The organism is Rahnella sp. ChDrAdgB13 (assembly GCF_017655185.1).
Taxonomy (GTDB): domain Bacteria; phylum Pseudomonadota; class Gammaproteobacteria; order Enterobacterales; family Enterobacteriaceae; genus Rahnella; species Rahnella contaminans.
The window spans coordinates 1-1,245 of the sequence record NZ_JAEMGT010000222.1; the positions used below are offsets into that span (position 1 = coordinate 1).

Sequence of the window (1,245 nt, forward strand, 5' to 3'; positions counted from 1 at the left end):
GCTACAGGATCGGGAATGTGGTGATCTGATCCTGATTACGGCCAAAAGTTCGATTTATTCAACAAAGCCATTGTTTTCTCAAAGTTTGATCAATATGTGTCTGTAAGTAAACAAAACAAGGTGTTGAGCCGTGGCTCATTCTCAATAATAGGGCGTGCCGTTACTAATTCTGCGATTTCATCAACGATAGCTAAGGCAATTGCTCAGCGGGCTGGCTGGACAGTAGCTCTGCGGGGTGGGGCTGTAGGTAACATTTTGCTTATAGGAGGAATGAAGGAGCGCTGTATAAGAACATCGGAACAGCTCAGCATAGACGAACCTGAATTATATCAGGTGCTGCGTGCAAAAGATTATGACTTACTCTACTTTATGTTTGAACCGGCACTTAAACCCTTTGTGGATGCTCTGATCGTAAGACGACAACAGGGAATTCCCGCCTTTGATAACATACTGGAACGTGTAGAATCTAAAGTGAGTGGCGACCATGGGCATTATTAAGGGGATATTAGGTGCGTTGGTAGGCACGATTGCTGTCTGGTTGGGAATATATTTCTTTTTCCACTTCGAAACCTGGACAATGAGACTACTTTCTATTTTTACGCTTGCAGTCAGCATATATCTTCTGGGTAAATTATTAGATAAATTTTTTCCAATGTAGTTATTTGAAATTATTCAATTTATAAGGATGTAAAATGTCAAATCCAGAATATTTATGGTTAACTGATGAAAATGGATCACCTGTTATAGGCGGTTCTTTAGTTTCTGGTCGAGTCGGAGCCATAGAATTAAAGTCTTTGACTCATAATGTACAGATCCCAACCGACTCGAATACGGGACGATTAACGGGAACGCGTGTACATTCACCTTTATCATTTCAAAAGGAATTTGATAAGGTTACACCGCTTTTATACAAAGGACTGAGCCAGGGTCTTACCATGAAATCCGCAACATTTAAGATGTACCAGATCTTAGATGCAGGCATCGAATCCGAGTATTTTAATATAATTCTTGAAAATGTAAAAATAACTTCAATTACACCGAACCTATACCAAGGTGGACAGACGGGAACGCATTTTGAAACAATCCAAATGCGATATGAAGTTATTACGTGGAAGTGTTGCGAAGGAAATATTATATTTAAAGATTCGTGGAATAACCGCTGTGTTGCATAAGCAGGGGCTTTGTTGAATAAATCGAACTTTTGGCCGTAATCAGGATCAGATCACCACATTCCCGATCCTGTAG

2 protein-coding genes are annotated in these 1,245 nt (G+C 40.1%); both read left to right on the forward strand.

Annotation, left to right across the window (positions count from 1 at the left end):
• Positions 1–96: 96 nt before the first annotated feature.
• Positions 97–498: a hypothetical protein gene (locus J8X26_RS27015; RefSeq protein WP_208952598.1), complete on the forward strand. Its 402-nt coding sequence runs from the start codon at positions 97–99 to the stop codon at positions 496–498.
• Positions 499–692: 194 nt separating this feature from the next.
• Positions 693–1,172, forward strand: a complete 480-nt coding sequence (locus tag J8X26_RS27020; RefSeq protein WP_208952599.1) for a type VI secretion system tube protein TssD — start codon at positions 693–695, stop codon at positions 1,170–1,172.
• The last annotated feature ends 73 nt before the right edge of the window (positions 1,173–1,245 follow it).